Source organism: Bacillaceae bacterium S4-13-56, from assembly GCA_040191315.1.
Classification (GTDB): Bacteria; Bacillota; Bacilli; order Bacillales; family JAWJLM01; genus JAWJLM01.
This window is the reverse complement of the sequence record JAWJLM010000016.1, coordinates 31622-49115: the sequence shown is the minus strand read 5'-3', so window position 1 is coordinate 49115 and position 17494 is coordinate 31622. Positions and strand designations below refer to the sequence as shown.

At 39.2% G+C, this 17494-nt stretch carries 16 protein-coding genes; 1 reads left to right on the top strand and 15 read right to left on the bottom strand.

The features are described from left to right. Positions 1-17 precede the first annotated feature (17 nt). The 4 genes from RZN25_06705 to RZN25_06690 form a co-directional block, all read right to left on the bottom strand. Positions 18-1142, bottom strand: coding sequence for a M20/M25/M40 family metallo-hydrolase (locus tag RZN25_06705; GenBank protein MEQ6376518.1), 1125 nt, complete (start codon positions 1140-1142; stop codon positions 18-20). Between the two features lie 81 nt (positions 1143-1223). Next, the gene (locus RZN25_06700) at positions 1224-2774 is read right to left on the bottom strand and encodes an acyl-CoA carboxylase subunit beta (GenBank protein ID MEQ6376517.1); all 1551 of its coding nucleotides are present in this window, start codon (positions 2772-2774) and stop codon (positions 1224-1226) included. After that, positions 2774-3601 (bottom strand): methylmalonyl-CoA epimerase, encoded by an 828-nt coding sequence (gene mce, locus RZN25_06695; protein MEQ6376516.1) that lies wholly within the window; start codon positions 3599-3601, stop codon positions 2774-2776. The genes RZN25_06700 and mce overlap by 1 nt, the downstream gene beginning before the upstream one ends. A gap of 25 nt (positions 3602-3626) precedes the next feature. Beyond that, complete coding sequence (locus tag RZN25_06690; GenBank protein ID MEQ6376515.1) at positions 3627-5276, bottom strand: methylmalonyl-CoA mutase family protein; 1650 nt, start codon at positions 5274-5276, stop codon at positions 3627-3629. Positions 5277-5432: 156 nt separating this feature from the next. Here RZN25_06690 and prli42 point away from each other — a divergent pair, with 156 nt between their 5' ends. Beyond that, positions 5433-5573 (top strand): stressosome-associated protein Prli42, encoded by a 141-nt coding sequence (gene prli42, locus RZN25_06685; GenBank protein ID MEQ6376514.1) that lies wholly within the window; start codon positions 5433-5435, stop codon positions 5571-5573. A 426-nt stretch (positions 5574-5999) separates the two neighbouring features. On the opposite strand, the gene RZN25_06680 is transcribed toward prli42, so the two are convergent. From RZN25_06680 to yqiS, 11 genes are all read right to left on the bottom strand, one after another. Then, positions 6000-6503, bottom strand: coding sequence for a L,D-transpeptidase (locus RZN25_06680; GenBank protein MEQ6376513.1), 504 nt, complete (start codon positions 6501-6503; stop codon positions 6000-6002). A gap of 56 nt (positions 6504-6559) precedes the next feature. After that, positions 6560-7546 (bottom strand): aromatic acid exporter family protein, encoded by a 987-nt coding sequence (locus RZN25_06675; GenBank protein ID MEQ6376512.1) that lies wholly within the window; start codon positions 7544-7546, stop codon positions 6560-6562. A gap of 545 nt (positions 7547-8091) precedes the next feature. Next, the gene (locus RZN25_06670) at positions 8092-8523 is read right to left on the bottom strand and encodes a BrxA/BrxB family bacilliredoxin (protein ID MEQ6376511.1); all 432 of its coding nucleotides are present in this window, start codon (positions 8521-8523) and stop codon (positions 8092-8094) included. A gap of 91 nt (positions 8524-8614) precedes the next feature. Beyond that, complete coding sequence (locus RZN25_06665; GenBank protein MEQ6376510.1) at positions 8615-9067, bottom strand: hypothetical protein; 453 nt, start codon at positions 9065-9067, stop codon at positions 8615-8617. Positions 9068-9607: 540 nt separating this feature from the next. After that, entirely contained in the window at positions 9608-10876 is a 1269-nt protein-coding gene (locus RZN25_06660) for a dihydrolipoamide acetyltransferase family protein (protein MEQ6376509.1), read from the bottom strand. Positions 10877-10900: 24 nt separating this feature from the next. Then, positions 10901-11884 (bottom strand): alpha-ketoacid dehydrogenase subunit beta, encoded by a 984-nt coding sequence (locus RZN25_06655; protein ID MEQ6376508.1) that lies wholly within the window; start codon positions 11882-11884, stop codon positions 10901-10903. Continuing rightward, positions 11884-12834, bottom strand: a complete 951-nt coding sequence (locus tag RZN25_06650) for a thiamine pyrophosphate-dependent dehydrogenase E1 component subunit alpha (GenBank protein ID MEQ6376507.1) — start codon at positions 12832-12834, stop codon at positions 11884-11886. The genes RZN25_06655 and RZN25_06650 overlap by 1 nt, the downstream gene beginning before the upstream one ends. Before the next feature lie 78 nt (positions 12835-12912). After that, positions 12913-14334 (bottom strand): dihydrolipoyl dehydrogenase, encoded by a 1422-nt coding sequence (gene lpdA / locus RZN25_06645; GenBank protein ID MEQ6376506.1) that lies wholly within the window; start codon positions 14332-14334, stop codon positions 12913-12915. Positions 14335-14352: 18 nt separating this feature from the next. Next, entirely contained in the window at positions 14353-15435 is a 1083-nt protein-coding gene (gene buk / locus RZN25_06640; protein MEQ6376505.1) for a butyrate kinase, read from the bottom strand. A gap of 23 nt (positions 15436-15458) precedes the next feature. After that, positions 15459-16559 (bottom strand): branched-chain amino acid dehydrogenase, encoded by a 1101-nt coding sequence (bcd, locus tag RZN25_06635; protein MEQ6376504.1) that lies wholly within the window; start codon positions 16557-16559, stop codon positions 15459-15461. A 14-nt stretch (positions 16560-16573) separates the two neighbouring features. After that, positions 16574-17479 (bottom strand): phosphate butyryltransferase, encoded by a 906-nt coding sequence (gene yqiS, locus RZN25_06630; GenBank protein ID MEQ6376503.1) that lies wholly within the window; start codon positions 17477-17479, stop codon positions 16574-16576. Positions 17480-17494: the final 15 nt, after the last annotated feature.

Below are 17494 nucleotides of genomic sequence, written 5' to 3'. Positions count from 1 at the left end.
TGGGGTTCTGTTATGTGTTATCGTTTTTTGGGGGTTACTTTTACGATCTCTATTACTAGTTCTGCTATCTTCACTAATTCTTCTACTGGAATTTTTTCATTAGTGGTGTGGATATCTTCATAACCCACAGACAAATTGACCGTAGGGATTCCAAAGCCAGCAATGACATTCGCATCACTTCCCCCACCACTCTTTAGTAATTCACTTGTTCTTCCAATGTTTTTAGCTGCTTCTCGAGCAACCTCTACCACATGATCTCCTTCTTTTTGCTTGAAACCTGGATACATTATGGTTACGTTAATTTCTACTTTTCCACCTAGTTCTTCTGCAGCCTCTTCAAAAGCCTTTTTCATTTTTTCTACTTGTATATCTAGCTTTTCCCGAACCAGTGATCGTGCTTCAGCTAAAATCTCCACATAGTCACAAACTATGTTGGTTTGCTGACCTCCTTGGAACCGTCCAATATTGGCTGTTGTTTCCTCATCGATTCGTCCAAGAGGCATTTTAGTAATGGCCTTGGATGCCAACGTAATAGCAGAAATTCCCTTTTCAGGCGCAACACCTGCATGAGCAGTTTTACCTCTAGCAATAATCTGTAGCTTAGCTTGGTTAGGTGCTGCAACAACAATATTTCCTACTTTTCCATCACTATCAATAGCATACCCATATTTAGCAATAATCTTATTAGGATCTAAAACTTTTGCACCCACCAATCCTGATTCTTCTCCCACTGTTATGACAAATTGAATAGTTCCGTGTTCAATAGAATTTTCTTTAAGGACACGAATGGCTTCAAGCATTGCTGCAAGGCCTGCTTTATCATCAGCCCCTAAAATAGTTGTTCCGTCAGAAACTATATATCCATCCTTAATAGAAGGTTTAATTCCCACTCCTGGAACCACCGTATCCATGTGAGAAGTAAAATAGATGGGGTCTACGTCATCTATCGATCCTTTTAGAGTGCATATTAAATTTCCTGCACCGTGCCCCGTTTGCTCTGTCGTATCATCCTGAAAAACCTCTAGACCAAGGTCTCCAAATTTTTTCTTTAATACTTTAGCAATTTCGGCTTCATTTTTAGTTTCTGAATCCACTTGTACAAGTTCAAAAAATTCATTAATTAATCTCTCTTGATTTACCATAAGGCATCCTCCTCTAGTCGACAGGAAATCATTCCACTACTTAACGTTAGCGAAGTGAGTACATTTAGTCAAATTTTTCCCTTACAGAGGAAGATTGCCATGTTTTTTAGTTGGAAGGTCAAGATGTTTGTTTGAGAGCATATCAAGCCCTTTCATTAAAAATTTTCTAGTCTCGCGTGGATCTATTACATCATCGACCATCCCTAAGGAAGCAGCTACATATGGGTTAGCGAACCTTTCGCGATACTCCAAAATCTTTTTTTGTCTTGTTGATTCTGGGTCAGGACTATTTTGAATTTCTTTTGCAAAAATAATATTTGCAGCTCCCTCAGGTCCCATAACTGCAATTTCCGCATTTGGCCATGCATATACCAAGTCGGCTCCAATAGATTTACTATTCAAAGCCACATAGGCTCCACCATAAGCTTTTCGAGTAATGACTGTAATCTTTGGTACGGTTGCCTCTGAGTAAGCATACAAGATTTTCGCTCCGTGCCGAATAATTCCACCGTGTTCCTGTTTAATCCCTGGGAAAAATCCTGTGACATCTTCAAAAGTAATAATGGGAATTTGGAAACAATCACAAAAACGGATAAACCGGGCTGCCTTATCACTCGAATCAATATCTAAACTCCCAGCTAAATGTTTAGGTTGATTACACACTAATCCCACAGTATTGCCGTCGATACGAGCAAATCCAACCACTATATTTTTAGCAAAGTCAGGATGAATCTCAAAAAATGACTCCTCATCCGCTACTTCCTTTATAATAGTCCTCACATCATAAGGGCGAATTGGATCAAAAGGAACCAAATCTGTTAAATTCTCGCAATAATCACTCTTCTTTGAAGATACTTCCACATATGGAGGCTTTTCTCTATTGTTTGAAGGTAAATAACTAATCAGTTTCCTTACATAATCTAAAGCTTCTTCCTCTGTTTTTGCTTTTAAGTGAGCATTGCCACTTTTCGAATTATGCACATCAGCTCCACCGAGGTCTTCAGAAGATATCTTTTCACCGGTTACAGTCTCTATTACTTTAGGTCCAGTAATGAACATTTTTGAAGTTTCTTCTACCATAATAACAAAGTCTGTAATGGCTGGAGAATATACCGCTCCTCCAGCGCACGGTCCCATAATAACTGAGATTTGAGGAATAACCCCAGAATAAATAGAGTTTCGATAAAAAACCTGACCATATCCATCTAAGGAAGAAACTCCTTCCTGTATCCGTGCACCACCGGAATCGTTTAAACCAATAAAAGGAACTCCGGATTTGGCAGCTAAGTCCATGACTGCTGCTATCTTTTTTCCGTGCATTTCACCAAGAGCTCCACCAAATACCGTAAAATCTTGTGCAAAGAGGTAAACAGGCCGCCTATCAATTTTAGCATAACCCGTAACAACTCCTTCTCCAGGAGCATGTTGATCCTTCATGCCAAAATCTTGAGCACGATGTTCCATAAATGGGTATAGTTCTACAAAACTATCTTCGTCTACAAGATAGTTAATTCTTTCTCTTGCCGTCATTTTTCCTTTATCCCATTGTTTTTTAATTTTTTCGTCTCCACCACCCAGTTCTACTTCACGTCGGCGTTCATACAACTCATTAATTTTTTGATAAATATCCACTAACTTTTCCCCTCCTCTTTTTCTTCGCACAGTTCAAATAACACACCATGTGCTGCTTTTGGGTGAAGAAAAGCAATTTTTGTATTATGAGCTCCCTCTTTAGGTTCTTCATTTAATAGAGGAATACCTTGTTCTTTCCATTCTGATAATCTTTGTTCAATTTGTTTAACTTTTAATGCAATATGGTGGATCCCTTCTCCTTTTTTAACTAAAAATTTAGCAATTGGGGATTCATCACTAGTTGGTTCAAGTAACTCTAACCGGCTTTCTCCAATCTTTAAAAAGGCAACTTTAACCTTTTCTGTCTCTATCTCTTCTATTGCTTCTAAAGACAGACCCAATTGATTAGTATAGAAAGGGAGAGCTTCTTCTATTTTATGAACAGCAATGCCAATATGGGTAATTTTTTCAGGTGGCTCCAATGAACCACCCTCTCCGTTTATTTTAGCCTGGATATACTTTGCTATTGCTTCAGTCGATGTTCCAGGAGTAAATATTTTTTGGACCCCTACTTCTTCCAAAAAAGGAATATCTTCAAACGGAATAACTCCACCCCCTATAACAGGAATATCCTCAGCCCCTCTTTTCTTTAATTCCTCCATAACCTTTGGAAATAGCGTGCGATGTGCTCCTGACAAAGAAGACAATCCAATCATATGAACATCCTCTTGTATAGCAGCTTGGACAATTTGCTCAGGTGTTTGCCGCAACCCCGTATAAATAACTTCCATTCCATGATCCCTCAAGGCTTGCGAAATGACCAATGCTCCCCTATCATGGCCATCCAGCCCCGCCTTTGCCATTAATACACGAATTTTTTCTCTCATGTTTAGTTTCTCCCCCTTTTTAATGTTAAACCCCTCTAAACTCTCCAAACTCTTTTCGAAGCACATCGCAAATTTCACCAATTGTGGCATAGGCTTTAACAGCTTCGTAGATATAAGGCATTACGTTTTCTTTTTCATGACTAGCTGCCCATTTTATTTGTTTTAAAGTTTGTTCTACCTGATTTTGATCTCTATTTTGCTTTCTTTTTTGAAGCTTTTCTACTTGGTCCCTCTCAAGCTCTTCATTAATTGTAAGCAAATCAGGATTTACCTCTTCGCCTACTTGAAAGGCATTCATACCTACAATAATTTCTTCTTTCCTCTCCATTTTTTTCTGAGTTTCATAGGAAGCCTGGTGGATTTCTCGTTGCATGTATCCATCCTCTACAGCCTGAACCGCTCCACCTAAATCTTCTATTTTTTCAAAATAGGCTTCTACTTCTTTTTCTATCTGATTTGTTAATTCTTCAACAAAATACGAGCCACCCAATGGATCAATTGTATCCGCTACACCACTTTCATAAGCTATGATTTGTTGGGTTCTTAATGCAATACGAGCTGACTCCTCAGTCGGTAAAGCTAATGCTTCATCCCTTGAATTAGTGTGTAGGCTCTGTGTACCTCCTAAAACAGCAGAAAGAGCTTGTAGGGCAACCCTTACAATATTATTGTCTGGTTGCTGTGCGGTTAAAGTTGAACCACCTGTTTGAGTATGGAACCTTAGTTTCCAGCTCTTTGGATTTTTCGCATGATACTTTTCCTTCATGATTTTTGCCCATATTCTTCTTGCGGCTCGAAATTTAGCTATTTCTTCAAAGAAGTTATTATGTGCGTTAAAGAAAAACGCTAATCGTGGAGCAAAATCATCAACTTCTAAACCAACTTCTATAGCAGCATCCACATAAGCCATCCCATTAGCTAATGTAAAGGCGATCTCTTGGACAGCAGTAGAACCAGCCTCACGAATATGGTATCCCGAAATGCTTATCGTATTAAATTTCGGTAAGTTTGTTTGGCAATATGAGAAAATATCAGTGATTAATCTCATTGACGGTTTTGGGGGAAAAATATAAGTACCTCTTGCTATGTATTCTTTCAGTATGTCATTCTGGATGGTACCTGTTAGTTTACTAGGATCAACCCCCTGTTTTTCTCCGACTGCCTGGTACATACATAAAAGAACAGCTGCAGGTGCATTAATTGTCATTGATGTACTTACTTTGTCTAACGGGATCTGATTAAAAAGTTCTTCCATATCATGTAAGCTATCGATCGCAACTCCTACTTTCCCTACTTCCCCAAGCGACATAGGATCATCAGAGTCATATCCAATTTGTGTAGGAAGATCAAACGCGACGGAGAGTCCTGTTTGACCTTGTTCTAATAAATAACGAAATCGCTGATTAGTTTCTTTTGCAGAACCGAATCCTGCGTACTGGCGCATTGTCCATAGCCGACTACGATACATGGTCGGCTGAATACCTCTTGTAAAGGGATATTGACCAGGATAGCCTAATTGCTTCTCATATTCATCATCTACAATTCCTGGCTCATACATTCTCTTTACAGGAATCGATGAACTAGTTGTAAAGGGGTCCTTCCTTTCAGGGAAACGCTTACATATCTTTTCTACTTCTTCTTCCCATTTCATTTTTCCCTCATTATCATTCGTCATGAACTCTTTTCCTCCCCTGTTCTACTCATTTAAAAAACCTTACTTATATATCATTATATGTACAGAATGGACTTCACTTCAACCATTTTACGCTTGTCCTGTTGGCAAGATGGTTGTAAAATAGGATAAGAGTCTGTCTTTAAAGGAGGATTAACCATGGCTAAAGTCAATAAACATCAGCATACAGTGCCTAAAAAGAAATCAAAGCGTGAGCGCCGTCAAAAAGTAATTGTCTATCTTATGATTATTTCTATGGTTTTGTCTACACTAGTAGCTGGCGCAAGCTTCTTTTTATAAAAAGATATTTTATCAATGAAAATAGTAAAGATGATTCTCTTAAGAAATAATCTTTTAAATTGATATAAGAAAAGCGCAAGCGCCCCTCGATCATCGACGTAAGGCGGTGGACCTCATCGAGCGAGATAAAGGAAACACGGTTCACGAAGTGAATCGATGTTGACTTATCGATGGAGAGGAGGGAACCGACTCTAGTCGATAGGGCGCTGGAGCTAGACAAATTTTATACTTTCTTATCTTGTAAGAAAAGCGCAAGCGCCCCTCGAAACAAGAAAAACACTTGTTTCTGCGAAGTAGCTCTATGTAGCTTTCCTTTGTGCGATTACTCGGGGGCAAAAACTTCGAAGATCACTCGCTGGAGCTAGACAAAATTTATACTTTCTTATCTGTCAAAAAGCTTTCGGATTTGTTCGAAAGCTTTTTCATTTACTTCATCGCGTGATGTTCCTTAGCTAATTGTTGAAAGGATTCCTCTCGATTAGTAACTAATATTTTAGTACCAATAGGAATTTTTTCGTATAAAATTTCTACAACTTCATTTCTCATGCGAATGCATCCGTTCGATACTTTTTTCCCTATAGAGTCCGGTTGGTTTGTTCCATGAACTCCATAGATCCTTCCATCCGTCCCCTTTGCATTAAATCCAATCCAACGTGTTCCTAATGGATTTTCAGGAGACCCCCCTTGAATATTCTTTTTTCGATAATAAGGATTCTTTGCTTTTACAATAATAGTAAATTCCCCTAAAGGAGTAGCATCTCCAATTCCAGTTGCTACTTTTTCTATTCCTTTTATTTGATTATCATCAATGAAAGCTAATTCATTACTCTCTACATTGACGATCACATAAGGGAAACCTGGAGTTGGATTTTCTCCAAAAGGCCACAAGGGAGAAATAAAGAGGAGTAAGGCCAAAGATAATGCTTTCATATGAACACCACCTTACCCATAGATTCCCTTCGGTTTTTATAATTCATACATTTAAATTATGTTTTTGCAAATTTTCTCTTCTTATTTTCACTTGGGACATCGTACACAAACGAATTTTTAATCAAAAGATATTGTTCAATTTCTCCAAGTAGCGCAAACAAATTAGCCCTCGTTTCAAACTCATTTCGTGTAATTGGGAGGTCTTGATTACGAAAGTTCTCCTTCAAAACATGTAACTTATCTAGGAAGATCGATGCTGTATTTCCAGGATGAACCGCTTTTCCAAGTGTTTCAAAAAAATCAGCCATATCATGATTCTGTTCGTAAGTATTGGAAATACGACTTACTAATGGGACCATTCTTTCCAAATGTTCAAATTGTTTTGTTCGCATTTTGAAATAATAAAAATAAGAATAAGTATTCCGTCGAAGCATATGATTTTCCACGTCATGAAAAGCAACATTCATAGCTTGATCTAATAATTTAGATGTTTCCGTAAGCTCTTTTCCAGTCCAAGATAAATCTCCGTTTCTTAAAAAATTCGCAATCTCTTTTAATACGATGGAAAAATTATCTTCTACTTTCTTTTGAATTTTTTGGAGATTATTTTCCAGACTTGGCATATACAAATTCATAATTAATGCTGTGCCTAGCCCAACCAAAATGATCAGAACCTCATTCAATATTTCCTGCATGCCAATAGCACCGAAGTTAAATAAATGAAGAATGATAACTGTACTTGAAACGATTCCTTCGGTTACTTTCAGTTTCACGGTTGCTGGTATAAATAACAACAACAAAAGACCAAAAACATAAGGATCATAGCCTAATACTTCAAAAAAGACAAAAGAAAACAAGATCGCTAATATACAAGCTACTAATCGAGACCAGGCACTTAGAACCGACCTTTTTCTAGTTACTTGGATACAAAGAATAGTTAAAATAGCAGCAGAGGCATAATTTTCGAGCTGCAATAATTGCGCTATCCATATCGCAATAGGAGCGCCTATTGCTGTTTTTATCGTACGATATCCTATTTTCATCGATTCTTAAACCGCCTTTTTTAAAAAGTGTAAGCATCCCTGAACATCGACGTAAGGAGATGAGTCACGTAGGCGTTTCCACTCTTTTCGGAGGGACGAGTAGTCATAGTCCCAACAGGTAGTGGTGAATTTAGCCTATGTTCCTTTATCTCTAAGATAAAGGAAACACGATGAACGAGGGCTCACAGAATGCTAGTCCGTTCGGTGTTGCGACAAATGATTTCGATGGACGAGTAACCTCAGGCCAGGGTGTCGCGTTTTAAACCAAACCTCCTTTATCGACTTGAGATGAGGAAACCGACTCTAGTCGACAGGCTGCCCCTCGAAACAAGAAAAACACTTTTTTCTGCGAAGTAGCTCTTAGTAGCTTTCCTTCCTGCGATTACTTGGGAAAAAACTTCGAAGATTATCCTATGAAGCTTTTTCACTGATGCTAGACAGATTTTATACTTTATTATCTTTTAAAATAGGAAACCCCATTTTTTTCACTCCAACTTATAAATAGCTGATACTAAAAAGGATGGTCGAAACCGACCATCCTCATCTTATATCTCTTCACAATGTTCGTCAAAAATTTTCTGCAATTTAGCGATAACTTCAACGGGACTAAATCCTTCAATATCATGACGTTCTACCATCGTTACAATTTTCCCGTCCTTTAAAAAAGCAAAAGATGGTGATGAAGGCGGATAACCTTCAAAATATTCACGTGCTCTTTCTGTTGCTTCTTTGTCTTGACCAGCAAAAACTGTCACTAACTGGTCGGGGCGCTTGTCAAAATGAATAGCATTCGCAGCAGCTGGTCTAGCAACACCACCCGCACATCCACAAACTGAGTTTATCATTACCAAAGTTGTTCCTTTTTTAGCTAGTGCTTGGTCAACCTCTTCAAGTGTTTTTAATTCAGTAAATCCTGCATTTACTATATCCTGACGTGCAGACTGAACAACATCATTCATAAATATATTAAATTCCATTCTCCCTAACCCCTTTAAATGAAAATATTTACTAAGTTCATAGTAGCAGTATTTCCTACCAGATTCAATGAGCTAAATCACTTCTACGAGATTATTTATAATCCCATAAGATCCTCCATTCATCCTCTTCCATTGTAACATACACTTTCTGCTGAATAGTAAAATTGCCAAACTTACTTTCATAGGCAAGAGTGACTGGAAACTCATATACTACATCGAAAGAATTTCCGTTTTTTTCAAAGGCCCAATTTTTCATCTTGTTCGCATGACCCACTTCATAAGAGAAGGTATTCACATCAAAGCTTAACAACAGCATCTTAGACCGTGTTTCCAAATAAGTGAACTTATCAAGCCTATCCATTATTTGTGGATGAAGTAGTTCCCATGAATCATCAAAATCACCACTCTGCTCGTAGGAATAAAAATCCTGAACGATTTTTTTTGCTTGAACACTAGGAGTAAATTGATAGGCTATGAATCCTGATATTACAATCAAAAGGACTATGCTAATTAAAAGGATTGGTTTAGGGTTTCTTCTTCTCACAGAAATCCCCCCTCGATAAAAAGTCTAGTACCATACTATTCAGCAAAAGAGGAGGTTAGTCCAATCGGTTGTTACTAGAAAAATTTAGAAAACTTGGAGTTTGTTAAAGGAATTCTAAAAAGCGTATTTTGCTTTTTAGAATTCCTTACTCTCTTGAGTACAAACTTTTATGATAAATTTTACACTTTCTCTTATCTTGTAAGAAAAGCGCAAGCGCCCTCGATCATCGACGTAAGGCGGTGGGGCCCACAGGATGTGGGTCACGTAGGCGTTGCCACACGATGTGGCGGTTTTAGCCTACGATCCTCCGAGATAAAGGAAACACGGTTCACGAGGGCTCGCATCCTGCGAGTCAGTTCGGTGTTGCGACAAATGTTTTCGGTGGGCCGAGTAATCGGATGTCGCGTTTTTAACCGAACCTCCTTCATCGATGTTGACTTATCGATGGAGAGGAGGGAACCGACTCTAGTCGATAGGGCGCTGGAGCTAGACAAATTTTATACTTTCCTATCTGTTAAAAAAGACTGCATGACTGCAGTCTTAGTAAATCGGCGTTGTATCTTTTGATATAGATTCCAAACGTTCTTTTAATTTTGAAAGGAATTGACCACAGATCAATCCATCTAAAACTCGATGATCAAGTGACAGACATAAATTGACCATATCTCGTGCAGCAAACATTCCATCAATGATCATTGGACGCTTAACAATAGATTCTACTTGTAAAATCGCCGCTTGTGGGTAATTAATGACGCCCATCGATTGAACGGAGCCAAAGGAACCAGTATTGTTTACGGTAAAGGTTCCTCCTTCCATATCGGAGGAAGTAAGCTTTCCTGCTCTTGCCTTTTGTGCAAGCTCATTTATTTCTCTAGCAATTCCTTTAATATTCTTTTCATCTGCATGTTTGATCACAGGGACAAATAACTGATCATCTTTTGCAACGGCAATAGATAAGTTAATATCTTTTTTCTGAATGATCTTATCTCCAGCCCATGTACTATTAAGCTGTGGGAATTCTTTTAATGTTTGAGAAACTGCCTTTACGAAGAAGGCGAAATACGTAAGACTATACCCTTCTTTTGTTTTAAAAGCATCCTTTTCTTGATTTCTATAAGACACCAGGTTTGTAACGTCTACCTCTACCATCATCCACGCATGTGGAATTTCTTGTTTAGCTCGAACCATATTTTGCGCAATCGCTTTTCTTACTCCAGTAACAGGAATTTCCACATCGCCAGGTTGAGAAGCTACAGGTTGTGCCGCTGGAGTTTGAGTTGCTGTACTTACCGGTTTTTCAACTACCTTCTCTTCTTGATTTGTAGTTTGGGTCGGTTTAGGGATGTTGCCACTTTCAATGACTTTTTCAACATCCTTACGAGTAATTCTTCCTCCGCGACCTGAACCAGACACTTGTGATAAATCAATATCATTTTCTTGAGCTAAACGAAGAACAGCAGGTGAGTAACGTTTTTTCATGGATTGATCTTCTGAGGTAACTGGATCTTCTGTTTGTTCAGAAGCCTGGTTAGCAGCTTTTTGTTCTGCTGTATTTTCCACCTCTCCACCTTCTGTATCCATATAACACATCAATTCCCCAACTGAAATTGTTTCACCTTCTTGGGCCACAATTTCTTTAATTACACCTGTAAAAGAAGACGGGACTTCAGCATTTACTTTATCTGTCATGACTTCCGCTAATGGATCATATTTATTTACATGATCCCCCACTTTAACTAGCCATGTACTAATTGTACCTTCTGTCACACTTTCTCCTAGTTGAGGCATGTTTATTTTTTCAATCGCCAAGATGGATCCCTCCTTTATAACCGATTAGTATTTAGCAAGCTCTCTCATTGCTTTTTCTACTTTATCTGGATTAACCGTGAAGTGTTTTTCCATTGTTGGAGCATAAGGCATTGCTGGAACATCTGGACCAGCAAGCCTTTGGATAGGTGCATCCAAATCAAATAAACAGTTTTCAGCAATAATGGCTGCGACTTCACCGATAATACTTCCTTCTTTATTGTCTTCTGTTACAAGAAGGACCTTCCCGGTTTTTGAAGCTGCTTCAATAATAGCCTCTTTATCTAATGGATAAATCGTTCTTAAATCCAATATGTGAGCAGTGATACCCTCTTCTGCCAATTTTTCAGCTGCCTGTAACGCAAAATGTACACAAAGACCATAGGTGATAACAGTTATGTCGTCACCCTCTCGTTTTACATCCGCTTTCCCAATAGGAAGTGTATAGTCTTCATCAGGCACCTCTCCTTTAATCAAACGGTATGCTCTCTTATGTTCGAAGAATAATACTGGGTCATTATCGCGAATTGCTGCTTTAAGAAGGCCTTTTACATCATAAGGAGTGGAAGGCATAACGATTTTAAGCCCTGGTTGGTTAGCAAAGACTGCCTCTACTGATTGTGAATGGTATAGGGCTCCGTGAACGCCACCACCATATGGTGCACGAATGGTAATTGGACAGTTCCAATCGTTATTGGAACGATAGCGTATTTTCGCAGCCTCTGAAATGATTTGATTTACAGCTGGCATGATAAAATCTGCAAATTGGATCTCAGCTACAGGTCTCATCCCATACATGGCAGCCCCAATTCCAACTCCAGCTATGGCTGATTCAGCTAAAGGAGTATCAATCACTCGATCCTGACCAAATTGGTTGTAAAGCCCATCGGTAGCTCGAAATACTCCCCCACGCTTACCGACATCCTCTCCTAAAACAAATACCTTTTCATCACGAGTCATTTCCTCTCGTAAGGCTTGAGTAACGGCCTGTATATAAGAAATAATAGCCATTAGGCTTCTCCCCCTTCCTCATACACATAACGAAGAGCATGTTCTGGTTCCGCATAAGCAGCCGCCTCCGCATAATCAGTTGCTTCATCAACTAGTTTTTTAATTTCATCTTCCATAGATGACTGAATTTCATCTGTCAGGATTCCTGCATCCTTTAAATATTTCGCAAATGTATGAATAGAATCCTTTTTCTTTGCTTCATCCACTTCTTCTTTTTCCCTATATGTTCGATCATCGTCATCACTGGAATGAGGAGTTAAGCGGTACGACACAGTTTCAATTAAAGTAGGCCCTTCCCCTTTTCTCCCTCGCTCTGCCGCTTCTTTTACAGCTGCGTAAACCTCTAGTGGATCATTACCGTCAACTGTATACCCTGGCATCCCATAACCAATCGCGCGGTCTGATACCTTTTCACAAGCCAATTGTTTGGAAACAGGGACTGAGATTGCATATTTGTTATTTTCAACCATGAAAATTACAGGAAGTTTGTGGACACCCGCAAAGTTAGCACCCTCATGAAAATCTCCCTGATTAGATGACCCTTCACCAAAGGTTACAAACGTAATAAAGTCCTTTTTTTCCATTTTCCCAGCCAAAGCAATACCTACAGCATGAGGCACCTGAGTTGTTACTGGAGATGAACCGGTTACTATACGGTTTTTCTTTTGTCCAAAATGTCCAGGCATTTGTCGACCACCAGAGTTAGGGTCTTCTTCCTTAGCAAAGCCAGATAACATTAGATCCTTTGCAGTCATCCCAAAGGTTAAAACTATTCCCATATCACGATAATACGGCAAAACATAATCCTTTTCTCTATCAAGAGCGAAAGCTGCTCCAACTTGAGCTGCTTCCTGCCCTTGACAAGAGATAACAAAAGGAATTTTTCCTGCTCTGTTTAACAGCCACATACGTTCATCAATTTTACGAGCTAATAACATCGTTCGAAACATCTCAAGGACATCATCATTTGATAAGCCCAATTCTTCGTGACGAAGGTTTGACAAAGTAAACCCCTCCATTCCTCTCTTTTATCCGTGAATTTGTTTCCCATCTACAGCAAGCGCTGCTTCCCCAATCGCTTCTGATAATGTAGGATGTGGGTGTATGGTGTGAGCGATCTCCCACGGGGTGGCGTCAAGTACCTTAGCAAGCCCAGCTTCTGATATAAGATCAGTCACGTGTGGACCAATCATATGAACTCCTAACAAATCATCTGTGTCTTTATCAGCAATAATTTTCACAAAACCATCTGACTCTCCATACACTAGCGCTTTCCCAATGGCCTTAAACATAAATTTACCAGTCTTCACGTTAAATCCTTTTTCTTTTGCTTGAGCCTCTGTTAGTCCAACACTAGACACTTCTGGATTAGAATAAATGCAGGTAGGTACTAAATCAGGATCCATTGGAACTGGATTTCCATTGGCCATATGTTCAACAGCAATAATCCCTTCATGGGAAGCAACATGAGCTAACTGTAATCCACCAATCACATCTCCAATAGCATAGATATGTGATTCCTTTGTTTGGTAATATCGATTAGTTTGGATTGCGCCTTTTTCCACAATAATGTCGGTATTTTCTAAACCAATATCTGATACATTAGGCTGCCTTCCAACCGATACTAAGATTTGGTCTGCTTCAAACGTTTCTTGGTTCCCTTTTCTTTCGGCAGCAATAGAAACCTTTTCTCCTTTTACTAACGTCTCTGGAAGAACTTTAGCTTCTGTTACTATCTTAACGCCTTTTCTTTTCAATAGGCGTTTCATTTCCTTGGAAATATCCTCATCCTCAGTTGGTAAAATTCGATCGAGATATTCAACCACCGTTACTTCTACACCAAAATCTGATAACATAGAGGCCCATTCAATACCAATTACTCCTCCACCGATGATTAGTATGGAAGAAGGTAGCTTTTCCATCTGAAGAGCCTCATCTGAAGTAATTACCTTTTCTCCATCAATCTCAAGTCCTGGTAATGTTCTTGGCCTTGAGCCTGTAGCAATCAATACATTTTTTGGGACGATCATTGTATTTTCGTCCCCATTTGCATACTCTACAGAAATCGTTCCAGGCATCGGAGAAAAAATAGATGGTCCTAAAATTCGTCCGAATCCTTCATACACATCTATTTTCCCTTTTTTCATGAGCATTTGGACACCTTTATGAAGTTGCTCTACTATATCATTTTTTCTTGTTTGTACTTGATCGAAGTGTAAGGTGGAACCTCCTGTGGAAATTCCGTATTTGTCAGCTTCTTTAGTTTGTCTAAAAACTTCTGCACTCCGTAACAATGCTTTAGATGGAATGCACCCCTTATGTAGGCATGTTCCACCAAGTTTTTCTTTTTCTACAACCGCTACCTTCATCCCCAATTGGGAGGCTCTAACAGCAGCAACGTACCCACCTGTTCCTCCGCCTAATACGACAAGATCATATTCTTCCGCCATGAAATCCCTCCTTTTATCTTAATTTGGATATTGTTTGGGAAGCTCTTTCCCACTTAATACCCTAACTGTCCCTGCATTTAGGGCTTCTAATTCATTTTCACCTGGATATACCAATATGTCTGCAATCCAATCAACACGAGAAGAAATTCTATGAACAAATTTCTTTCCGTAGGCTAACCCACCTGTTAAAACAATGGCATCCACCTGTCCTTGCAAAACAGCACTCATCGAACCTATTTCTTTTGCTATTTGATATGCCATAGCATCATAAATAAACTCTGCATGTTGATCGCCTTGTTCAATCATCTTTTCTACTTGCAGAGCATCATTTGTCTTTAAATAAGCCACAAGTCCGCCTTGACCAACCAGCTTTTTCATCATTTCTTCAAGATAATACTCTCCCGAATAACAAAGTGCCACTAGATCTCCGGCAGGAACAGTCCCTGCACGTTCCGGTGAAAAAGGTCCTTCGCCATGCAATCCATTGTTCACATCGATTACTTTTCCCTTATGATGGGCACCAACAGTAATTCCTCCACCCATATGAGTTACAATTAGATTTAATTCCTTATAGTCCTTTTGCAATTCCTTGGAAGCTTTTCTTGCAACGGCCTTCTGGTTTAAGGCATGAAAAATGCTTTTCCGCGGTATTTCAGGAACACCAGATACACGAGCTACTTCATCTAATTCATCGACAACTACAGGGTCTACAATATAGGCTGGAATATTTAATCCACTTGCTATTTCATGGGCTAGGATCCCCCCTAAATTAGAAGCATGCTCGCCGTTGAACCCATTTCTCAAATCTTCTAGCATCTTCTCATTTACTTCATAGGTGCCACCTTCAATTGGTCGCAATAGTCCCCCGCGACCACAGACAGCATCTAATCGAGAAATACTAATCCCTTCATGATCTAACGTGTCCAAAATCATTCTTTTTCGAAACTCATATTGATGAATAATCGTTTGGAAATTTGCTGTTTCTTCTGACTTATGCCGTATTGTTTTTTCGAAAATGCATTGATCATTTTCAAAAACCCCTATTTTTGTTGAAGTTGACCCAGGGTTAATGACCAAGACTCGATAGGTGTTTGAATCCAATGTGATTGACCTCCGTTGAAAACTTAATTTTTACGATGACTCAAGATGTGGTGTCCATTTTGAAGGAATTGTCTTCTAGAGCGTTGCATTCCTTCTATTCTTTCCTCAGCCATTCGATCAGCTGCTACGTAAGTCGGAATATTATCACGTTTTGCTATCTCAAATACTCTTGCAACATTATCATAAATCGTTTCCACTCTTTTCATTGCACGCTCTCTGTTATAGCCATACAATTCATCCGCAACATTTATTACGCCACCGGCATTAATCACATAATCAGGGGCATAACTGATTCCAAGTTCATGGATGATATCTCCATGCTTTGTATCTTTTAATTGATTATTAGCTGCACCCGCAATTACTTTTGCTTTCAACTGCGGAATGGTTTCATCGTTAATGGTTGCTCCAAGTGCACATGGAGAATAGATATCACAATCCACACCGTAAATTTCATCAACTTCAACTGCTTGTGCTCCAAAATCTTCTACAACACGCTGAACAGCAGATTTATTAATGTCAGTGACAATCAATTTAGCACCTTCTTTATGAAGGTGACTACAAAGAGAGTAAGCTACATGTCCGACACCTTGAACTGCAATCACCTTACCTTCTAAGGAATCTGTACCGAAAGCATCTTTTGCTGCTGCTTTCATACCACGATAGACACCATAGGCCGTTACTGGGGAAGGATTTCCTGAAGAACCGAATTCTTTGGAAATACCTGTAACGTAATCTGTTTCCTCATGAATAATATCCATATCCTGCTCAGTAGTACCGACATCTTCTGCAGTTATGTAACGACCGTTTAAGCCTTGAATAAAGCGACCAAAGGCACGGAACATAGCTTCATTTTTCCCTTTTTTAGGGTCAGCCATGATAACCGTCTTACCTCCACCTAGATTCAATCCTGCTGCTGCATTTTTATAAGTCATTCCCTTTGCAAGACGAAGAGCATCTTCTATAGCCTCCGCCTCCGAACCATAGGTCCAATAGCGAGTTCCACCTAGCGCTGGTCCTAAGGTAGTGTCATGAATGGCAATAATTGCTTTCAAACCACTTTGCTCATCCTGACAAAACAATAATTGCTCATAATCGTATTTCTCCATATACTTGAAAATTTCCATCATTAATTCCTCCCTTAATTTTTGTTCACTGAACAAATTGCTAACGCTAAAGAATATAATTTACTCTCTGCCGAATCGGCTCGAGAGGTCAAAACAATTGGTGATTTTGCTCCATATATAATACCGGCGACTTTTGCTTGCGCAAAATAAACAAAAGATTTATATAAAGCATTCCCAACTTCTATCGTTGGTACAAGTAGAATATCCGCTTCTCCTGCAACTGGCGATTCAATTTTTTTATGGAGTGCCGCCTCTTTTGAAATGGCTATATCAAACGCCAGCGGACCATCTATTATACAGTCTGCTATTTGCCCACGTTTTTGCATTTGAGACAACAGAGCAGCATCAACCGAAGCTGGCATAGATTCATTGACGACTTCCACAGCTGCTAGAGGAGCTACTTTAGGTAACTGAATACCAATAGAACGTGCAACCTCTACTGCATTTTGAACAATCATTGTTTTGTCTTTTAAAGAAGGAGCAACGTTCATTGCGGCATCTGTCAGAAGAAACAACCTGTTCTGTGTAGGAAATTCGAATACAGAAACATGTGATAAGACTTTCCCATTCCTTAAGCCATTCTCCCTGTTCAGAACCGATTGTAAGAGCGTTTTTGTTTGTAGATTCCCTTTCATTAAAATTTGGGCTCTACCTTCCCTTACTTCTTCTACTGCCTTTTGGACACATCCTGCCTCTGTCTTCTGGTGAAGAATTTGAATCCGTGGACCCTTGTGATCTAATTTTGCATTATTTAATAACGGAACAAGTTCAGCTTCGTCTCCAATCAAAATAAAAGAGGCCAAACCTATTTTTACTGCTTCTTTTATTGCTAAAATCACTTCTGAATCTGCCGCTTGAGCTACTGCAACAGTAACTGGGCTGCTCTGGAATGACCGATCGAGTAACGATTTTAAATTCACCTTACCACCCCTTTT

Excerpts from the sequence above, each read along its gene's own strand:
- RZN25_06705 (MEQ6376518.1), bottom strand. The coding sequence starts at position 1,142 with ATGGTAAATCAAGAGAGATTAATTAATGAATTTTTTGAACTTGTACAA.
- mce (MEQ6376516.1), bottom strand. The coding sequence starts at position 3,601 with ATGAGAGAAAAAATTCGTGTATTAATGGCAAAGGCGGGGCTGGATGGC.
- RZN25_06690 (MEQ6376515.1), bottom strand. The coding sequence starts at position 5,276 with ATGACGAATGATAATGAGGGAAAAATGAAATGGGAAGAAGAAGTAGAA.
- prli42 (MEQ6376514.1), top strand. The coding sequence starts at position 5,433 with ATGGCTAAAGTCAATAAACATCAGCATACAGTGCCTAAAAAGAAATCA.
- RZN25_06680 (MEQ6376513.1), bottom strand. The coding sequence starts at position 6,503 with ATGAAAGCATTATCTTTGGCCTTACTCCTCTTTATTTCTCCCTTGTGG.
- RZN25_06675 (MEQ6376512.1), bottom strand. The coding sequence starts at position 7,546 with ATGAAAATAGGATATCGTACGATAAAAACAGCAATAGGCGCTCCTATT.
- RZN25_06670 (MEQ6376511.1), bottom strand. The coding sequence starts at position 8,523 with ATGGAATTTAATATATTTATGAATGATGTTGTTCAGTCTGCACGTCAG.
- RZN25_06655 (MEQ6376508.1), bottom strand. The coding sequence starts at position 11,884 with ATGGCTATTATTTCTTATATACAGGCCGTTACTCAAGCCTTACGAGAG.
- RZN25_06650 (MEQ6376507.1), bottom strand. The coding sequence starts at position 12,834 with ATGTTTCGAACGATGTTATTAGCTCGTAAAATTGATGAACGTATGTGG.
- lpdA (MEQ6376506.1), bottom strand. The coding sequence starts at position 14,334 with ATGGCGGAAGAATATGATCTTGTCGTATTAGGCGGAGGAACAGGTGGG.
- bcd (MEQ6376504.1), bottom strand. The coding sequence starts at position 16,559 with ATGGAAATTTTCAAGTATATGGAGAAATACGATTATGAGCAATTATTG.